Genomic DNA, 8,113 nt, shown 5'->3' on the forward strand with positions numbered 1-8,113 from the left:
GGAATAAAAATCCATATACCCTTTTACGTTAAAAATAGTTATTTTTGTATATTATCTTACGTTAAGTCAATATATAGTCCCTGTTCACTATCCATATTTTTAATAAAAACTGATGAAATTCAGACTTTTTACTTATTTTCTATTGCTATATTTCTGAATATTCAATATACTTACGTTGGTTGCAACCAATATATATAATTATTGGGAGGGATTTACATTGAAAAAATCAAAAGTTTTGTTAACAGTAGTTATATCATTAGGTATTCTGGGTTATTCGGGAACAGAAACAGAAGCTCAGCAAATAATAAGCTTCACTGGTTATGAAGTTACTTATTCTGGAGCTGAAAAGTATGCACCTTATTCAGAGAGACAAGCAAACAATAAAGGGGTAGTCAATCTAAGTAATGACACTGGTACTGCATGGATTACGGCAAACATGAAAAATTCTGATAATGTCTATAGAGGTGGAACAACTGTTCAAAGAGGAAAGAGAGCCACATTTACCGCTGTGAATGCCCAAGTAGGTTATAAATACAAATTAGGGTTAAGAAAAACAAATAATACTGGTGGAGGGAAAGTGACTATTAAAGGTTCTTGGTCTGCTAGTGGTGGTTAATCGTTAATTAAACATAGAGTATTGTTCAAGATTTTATTCTTGGACAATATTCCTTTTTATCCAAGAATTAATTAAAGCTATTAGACACATCGGAGGAAATAATGTTACTTAGTAAATTTAAAATTAGAATTAGATATATGGCGTTAACATTCATTTTGTTGTTTGGAGGATTGACCCTTTCATGGGTGTTTGCTAGTTATTATTTTGAAATCATGACTATGGATTATAATGCCCCTGATTTAGTAGGGTCTAAAGAAGAAATTAGACACAATTTTCTAGCTGCCATTTCAACATGGGAAATTTTTGTCGATTCTTCCATGTTTTACTTAATTAATTTTATTCCAGTCCTATTTATATTACCTACCCTTGGGCTATTCACAGAGAAGAGAAGTCTATATGTTCTAGGAAGACATCGTTACCCATTAATTAGGAAGAATGTTTATAGAGATGTAATACAATATGTATTCCTGTCAACTTTAACTGTTGTTCTAACCTATTTATTTTTTTATTCGATAGGAGGAATCTTTGTTTACCGTAGCCTTGATAATATAGGAGGATTTGCTTCGATTTTACCTCAAAATTTTTATAGCAATCATCCTTATCTCTTCTTTGTTTTTATGGTATGTACCATCTATTTAAGTTTAGCCTTTGTTTTTAGTTTGTTAGCTGGTGCATTAGTTTTATTACTAGATCGAGAGTATAAGGTAATTCTTTTGATTTTAATCATATATTTTCTATATGGAAAATTAGGTGTATACACTCAGAGTGTTTGGTTTGACATATTTTCCAGCTTTACCGCATTTAATACCTTATATTCAACATTAGAAGTATTTCTGCCATTAGTTATTTTATTTATAATTTCGATTATATTACTGGTAGTAGGTGTAAATAAGACAGTTAAAAATCCTGAAAGTTAAAGGTCAAAAAAAGTGGCGATAAAAAACAATCTAATATTATTACTAACAGTCATGATATCTTCCGTTTTATTAGCCTTTATTAATTATATACAAGGCTATCAAAATATCATTATATATATGAGTGACTATAATAAATTGTTATCAGCTGAAGCAATTCTGGATCGGATATTTGTTAATAAAGACTTTGACCAGAATGAACATATGGAAGGAAATAGTGTTCTTCATTTCATTAGTCCATATACTTTTTATTTAGTTTCGATTTTTTGGGGTTCTATTTCTTTCATCATGATTAAAAAAACATACCATCAATTAGTATTTTCTCGGGTCAAACTGCAACGAGATGCTTTAAGAATAATTAGGGGGCCATATATTCTTAATGTAACTCTATTTGTACTTATATACGTTGGTTCAATTTTTATGTTCATTTTTTTAAATGATGTACTAGAATTTGATTATCCTGAGCAAATCATAAGACAATTTTTATTTTTTATCATTGCAAGTACTTTAATTTCCTTAGGACTTTCATCCATTATGTTTTACTTATATTTGAGATTCCAAGAAACTATTGCATTATTGATTGTTTTCATATTAATTTCAGCATTATTTATCATGGATTTGCAACTAAAGAATATTAGTCTTGTATTTATTAGTAAAGATTCTTATTTTTTTGGTGGGATGATTGTGGGAATTTTTTTAATTATTCTTTCACACGTATTACTACGGAACTTGAAATATAAAATTGTATAGGGAGCCATAACATGATTAAAGTAATAAATATTAATAAGAGCATAAGACATAACACAATTTTAAAAAATGTTTCCTTATCAATTAAGACAGGAATTTGTGTAGGGTTTATTGGTCCAAACGGATCCGGCAAAACAATGTTGTTAAAATCACTTTGTGGATTTACGGAAATTAATGATGGGGAGGTATGGGTTGATGGTAAACGAATCATTTTTAGTAAGACATATATTGAGAATGCTGGCATTATTATTGAACAACCTCCATTCATAAATTACTTAACTGGAATGGAAAATTTGAGTATATTAGCGAATATACAAAAAAAAATCACAAATGAAGATATACATCAATCCTTATATAAAGTGGGTCTAGCTGATGCAAAAGACAAAAAAGTGAAGGAGTATTCCTTGGGCATGAAACAACGTTTGAGAATAGCACAGGCTATTATGGAGAACCCAAATATTTTAGTTTTAGATGAACCTTTTAACGGATTGGATAAGAAATCTATTATAGAGATTCAAGAGCTGTTATTGGATTACAAAACGAATGGGGTCACTATTCTATTAACAAGCCATGATGATAGACAAATAAATTATCTTTGTGACCGAGTATATGAATTGAATGGGGGCGAACTAGTTGAATAAAATGTATGTTTGTATTCTCTTATCTGCATTATTAATAACAGCATGTTCTCCTTATGGAATTCAGGGAAACCCTAATTTAGATACTAACGATGCCACTTCTGAAGAAATAGCAGCTATGGAAAATATTAAAACTTTTTCAAAAACAGTGGCAGAATTTGAAAAATCGATTGTCAACAATGATAATCAAATGGTACTAATCAAAACAGAATCAGGTTTTAATACCAAAGATAATGCAATCCAACTTACTTATGATTCAACAGACGAAAAGAAGAATCTAGCCGACCTTTTTTTATTCGTTGATGAATCTAAAGATGACTTCCCAGATATTGAAGAGGAATTTACAGCTTTTTTAAAGATAGTTTTTCAATCATTAGAAATATCATATGATATAAGCGAGTTGATAGATAATTTAAAAGGTAATGATTTCCTAGGTATGAATACTGATGATGTTTCAATAGAAATAACTAATAATAGTGCAAATATTCAATTGGCTATCATACCAAAATAGGGGCATCTATCGATGTAAAGTGCTTATGGATGCCCTCTATTCCACTTAGGAGTTTTTTTGTTGCGACACTTGGCCTTATTTTTGTGCCCTTTGCTACGTTCGGACTAAGGCGTGAAGGCCCAAAAATACCGTAAGCTGAATTGATTTTAATATGATATCTCGATGAATTGTGATGATGCCAAAGGAAGAATTATTTGAAAATAAAACCTAAACAAACAAATTGAAATTGATATAAAACGTAAGCATTATGTTTTATTCACTTCACACATAAAATTTACCCTGCAAACAATTTAGTGAAAGTAACTTTTCCGGCCTTCTTGTCTATAGTTATCCTTTTGGCTTTCGGGAACTTTGATAATGCCGACTCGGTTCCTTTTCCAAAAATAGAATGAATTGATTTGGTTTATACCCTCTAGTGTAAAGTGCTGCAAGTAGAATCCATATAAGGTTGCCTTTTTCAATAGAGACAATGGCAGTTCTAGTCTTAGCGTATATCTCCGTTGTTAAATCATTATCCACAGGTAATATAAGGAGATACCCGTATTATTCCTTTGGAAGCTCTTTTAAGCGGTTGAAAATCTGTTTATTTGCCCATATGTTAAAATCATAAAACTGTAAGGCAAAATATGACATATAAAACCTCCCCTTCTACTTACAATTCAATTGTCCTTCATACGGAATAATTCGTCCCACACGAGGATTAGAAATGCCTTTCCACAATGTACCTCTATTTTATAGCGATTCTCCATAGTAAACTAGTAAAGTTAAAATTGACAATATTTAAGGAGAATAAAATAATAGTGAAAAAATTCTTTGGATGTCTTATTATGTTCTGCCTTCTTTGTATTTGTCTCTTTCCAACCAGTGGTAAAGCATCAAGTAATACCCAATACACAGGTTCTGTTAAAGCGGGCACTACAAAAGTTTATAGTTCTCCTAAACTAGGTTCCACTATACTAAAGACCTTAAAAAAGGGCGAGGAGTTTCCCATTACTTCTTCTGTCGTTGGGGATTCTGCGATGCCTATTATACATAAAGTAAAGACTGGAAACACATTATGGAAAGTAGCAAATCAATATGGAGTTTCAGTAAGTGAGTTACAGAAAGAAAACAAATTAACCTCTTCCGAAATTACTGTTGGCCAAAACCTGAAGATTCCCCAAAAATATAAGATTCATAAGGTTGTATCAGGAGATACATTATGGAAGATTTCTTCTAAATATGAGGTAACTACAAATGATTTGACGAAATTAAATAACTTACGAACGGTTACCCTTAAGGTTGGTCAAAAATTGAAGATTCCCGATTATTACTACCAGGTTCAACTGCTTGGTGGTAAAAAGGGATGGATAAAGAAATCTCTACTTCAAAAAAAGAAGCAAAGCCTTATCGTCATGGGCTGGAAGCATAATGGATCGAAAGAAAACTACACCCAACAACTTAAACAACCTAATTTAAATGTAGTATCTCCTCGTTCCTATACGCTGAAGGATTCCGGTAATTTCGTTTCCGCTTCTGTAGATACAAATTACGTTCAATCCGCTCATAAACAAGGAAAACAAGTTTGGCAACTTATCGGTAATCAATTCGACCCTGTTTTAACAGGTTCTATACTAGGCAATACTAAAAAACGCCAGAAATTAGTTTCAGCTTTACGTGATTCGCTTGTAAAAACTAAAAGTGATGGAATAAATGTAGATTTTGAAAACATCGATCCAAAAAATAAGAAGGACTTTGTACTTTTCATAGGCGAATTAAAAAAGGCCCTAAAACCGCATGGAATTATAGTGTCTGTGGATGTCACCCGAGAAAATGACGACCCTTTTTGGTCAAAAAGTCTAGATAGGAAAGCACTTGGCAAAATAGCGGATTATATAATCATAATGGGTTATGACGAGCATTGGGGAGGGAGCCCAGTAGCCGGGTCCGTTTCCTCGTTACCTTGGATCAAAGAAGGAACTCAGCTTTTAATGAAAGAAGTACCTGCCCATAAAATCATATTGGCTGTACCATTTTATACGAGAGAATGGGTAACCGATTTATCGACCAAAAAAGTGAAAAGTCATGACCGTACCATGGCTGAGGTCAACAAAATCATTTCATCTCATAAACTTAAAAAGGTATGGGATAAAAAGGCTCAACAAAATTACGTGGAGTATACTTCCAAAGGGGAAAAGCATCAAATATGGATAGAAGATAAAAAATCGATGAAGCTCCGTATTGACCTGGTCAAACAAAATCATCTAGGCGGTGTATCTGCTTGGTACATTGGATCAGAAACCCCTGACATTTGGGATGTCTATCATTTTAATCAATAGATTGATACCTATTATTATATAAAGAAAAAAGGCCTCACATTGTGTGCGGCCTTTTTTGTATGACATCATTTTCAATCGGTCCTGTCGTCTTAAGTGAATAGAGCACCCCAATAAATATCAATGAAATACCCAAGATTTGAATCCTGTCCGGTTGAAATCCTGAAAGCAGAATATCTAAAAGGATGGCCACTGCCGGATCAACAAAAATCATGAAAGATACTACATTTGTAGGTAAGTGACGGATACTATTAAAAAACAGCAGATACACGACGCCTGTATGGATGATGCCAGTAAGAACCGTATAATACCATTCGAAAGATTGCAGGGTTGTGTATACTGAAAAATCGACAAAAGGAAGCAGTAATAGAATTCCAATGAACATTTGCAGAAAAGTGGTGGCAAATACACTGGTCTGTGTAATGCTCTTTCCTAAAAGCATGGTTGCCGCGTAGAAAAATGCAGCAATGATTCCATAAATGATACCTTCCCATTCAGGAGTTGATGATCGGAATCCATCTGTTCCCATAATGAATAATGTGCCAATAAAGCAAAGTGAAATTGCCAGGATGGAGAATAAACTCATTTTCTCCCTGAAGATGAAGCTCCCTAAGATGAGTACAATGATCGGGGCTAAATGATAGAGTGAAATGGCTATTGTCACGGATATCAGTTCGAAAGATTTAAAGAGGAATATCCAGTTTAACAAGTTGGACACGGCGCAGAAAATGATGAGCATTACCTCTCTGAAATTCCATATTTCGTTCTTGAAATGTCCTGTAATCATCCATGTTGCACATAAGAATATCGCAGCACAAATGCAGCGAACAAAAACCAATTCCAATGCAGGAAGTCCTGAGAGTTCTGAAAAGAAACCGACAGAACCAAAGATTGTCATGGCTAGAGACAGTTGAAGAAGTGCTATTTTATTCATTTAATTTCCCCTCATAGAATTCCCATTTTTTACATTCATATTATCATTTCTCGGGCATACCGTCACGAGTGATGATATTCGCCCACATTTAATCTGGAATCATTAATGTACACCTGCTGTCGCGCGGCAAGGTTGTCATGAAGTCGTCTAAAGGCCTTTCACCCGTCGCAAAGGAATTTTCAAAAGTCGTTCAAGACCATTTCCTCGGGTAATGAGCTGACATAATGAAGAAAAAACAAGAATCCCCTTTTCATGAAAAAGGGGATTCTTTTCGTGCAGTGATCATCCAAAGAATAGATCCAGCAGATTACTGCCTGCCGATGATTGCTTATTATAAAACTCCGAATAACCGCAATTCTTGCAATACACAACCGTAAATTGATTATTCTGGACATCGAACATTTTTGACAATCCTGTTCCTGTCATGGCTACATCCTTCTTAGCAGCATCATTGCTTCCACATTTCATGCATCCTTTTTCATTCATGATCCTTCATCTCCCAATCTATAAATAATAACGCCTCTAAATACCGGAGCAACCGCGAACAGCCAACACCGTACATAATGAAATATACGGATAAAGTAATGAATGGTTTCAGTCTTTATGAAAAAATTGGAAATCCCATTAGGCGTTGTATTTATCGGCCCCCCCTTAAGCTTTATCGTAGGCAAAGCATAGCTGGTTCGTACTGGGAGGGGATTTTCCAACAGTTGCTTTTCATTAGGGGATATTTTACTTTTTAACCATTTGTAGTATCCACTTCTTGATACATCTGCAATTTTGCATAATAATTGAATAGGGTAGTATTTCTTGGACATTTCCCTAATTACCACAACCTGCTCGTTTACATGAAATTCAATGCTTCCACGATTCCGTTAACGAATAATGAAATGATGGTTAAAACAGAAGGTGGCTCCATCCATACTCATTGCACCTATCGAAACATAAAAAACCCCGGATAAGGGACACTTTTTTATGTGTGTCCCTTATCCGGGGGATAGTTCAAATGGTATTTTTGTTATAAGATTAATTTTAGATAAGCAGTTATAAAACTGCACTTAAAATACTGTTGATAATCACAATATTTAACTCGTAATTACTGTTAATAGCATAAATATTACAAAACCTACATATAGCCCAGTTTTCTTTTTACTATCAGGTTCATCTTCAAATTTTCTCACAAGTAGCCACATTACTGACATTCCTATAGTAAAAAAGTAATGTATTGCATTCCAAATAGAATCTTCATCTTTTCCTAAAATCGCATATAAAATTATACAACTGCTTAATACGACAATAACACCAAACGCAATTTTTTGAAAAATACTATTCTTAATAAAATGGAGTTAGTATAGTTTCATGGACACATTTTAGTTAAGTCCTTACAATGATTTTTGAGAGGATGTGTCCGTCTTGGAACGTAAGAATACAGGGAAAA

Annotated in this window: 8 protein-coding genes and 1 pseudogene; 6 read left to right on the forward strand and 3 right to left on the reverse strand. The window is 33.6% G+C overall.

Annotation, left to right across the window (positions count from 1 at the left end):
- Positions 1-217: 217 nt before the first annotated feature.
- The 5 genes from ACFWE9_RS24520 to ACFWE9_RS24540 all read left to right on the forward strand — a co-directional run bounded on the left by ACFWE9_RS24520 (position 218) and on the right by ACFWE9_RS24540 (position 3,426).
- On the forward strand, positions 218-616 hold the full coding sequence (locus ACFWE9_RS24520) for a hypothetical protein (RefSeq protein WP_230161461.1): 399 nt from the start codon (positions 218-220) through the stop codon (positions 614-616).
- Positions 617-717: 101 nt separating this feature from the next.
- Positions 718-1,533, forward strand: coding sequence for a hypothetical protein (locus ACFWE9_RS24525; protein WP_230161462.1), 816 nt, complete (start codon positions 718-720; stop codon positions 1,531-1,533).
- A 12-nt stretch (positions 1,534-1,545) separates the two neighbouring features.
- Positions 1,546-2,280 carry a hypothetical protein gene (locus ACFWE9_RS24530; RefSeq protein WP_230161464.1) on the forward strand — a complete coding sequence of 245 codons (735 nt, stop codon included), beginning with the start codon at positions 1,546-1,548 and terminating at the stop codon, positions 2,278-2,280.
- Between the two features lie 11 nt (positions 2,281-2,291).
- Complete coding sequence (locus ACFWE9_RS24535; RefSeq protein ID WP_230161466.1) at positions 2,292-2,918, forward strand: ABC transporter ATP-binding protein; 627 nt, start codon at positions 2,292-2,294, stop codon at positions 2,916-2,918.
- Entirely contained in the window at positions 2,911-3,426 is a 516-nt protein-coding gene (locus ACFWE9_RS24540) for a hypothetical protein (RefSeq protein WP_230161469.1), read from the forward strand. The genes ACFWE9_RS24535 and ACFWE9_RS24540 overlap by 8 nt, the downstream gene beginning before the upstream one ends.
- A gap of 546 nt (positions 3,427-3,972) precedes the next feature.
- Here the strand turns inward: ACFWE9_RS24540 and ACFWE9_RS24545 are convergent.
- Positions 3,973-4,059: pseudogene (locus tag ACFWE9_RS24545) on the reverse strand (damage-inducible protein DinB); the annotation flags it as partial.
- Positions 4,060-4,445: 386 nt separating this feature from the next.
- Here ACFWE9_RS24545 and ACFWE9_RS24550 point away from each other — a divergent pair.
- Positions 4,446-5,744, forward strand: a complete 1,299-nt coding sequence (locus ACFWE9_RS24550; protein WP_377359252.1) for a LysM peptidoglycan-binding domain-containing protein — start codon at positions 4,446-4,448, stop codon at positions 5,742-5,744.
- A gap of 34 nt (positions 5,745-5,778) precedes the next feature.
- Here ACFWE9_RS24550 and ACFWE9_RS24555 read toward each other — a convergent pair whose 3' ends face one another.
- Positions 5,779-6,675 (reverse strand): DMT family transporter, encoded by an 897-nt coding sequence (locus tag ACFWE9_RS24555; protein WP_230161472.1) that lies wholly within the window; start codon positions 6,673-6,675, stop codon positions 5,779-5,781.
- A gap of 282 nt (positions 6,676-6,957) precedes the next feature.
- Complete coding sequence (locus tag ACFWE9_RS24560) at positions 6,958-7,161, reverse strand: zinc ribbon domain-containing protein (protein ID WP_098373407.1); 204 nt, start codon at positions 7,159-7,161, stop codon at positions 6,958-6,960.
- Positions 7,162-8,113: the final 952 nt, after the last annotated feature.

The organism is Peribacillus sp. NPDC060253 (assembly GCF_042727425.1).
GTDB lineage: Bacteria > Bacillota > Bacilli > Bacillales > DSM-1321 > Peribacillus.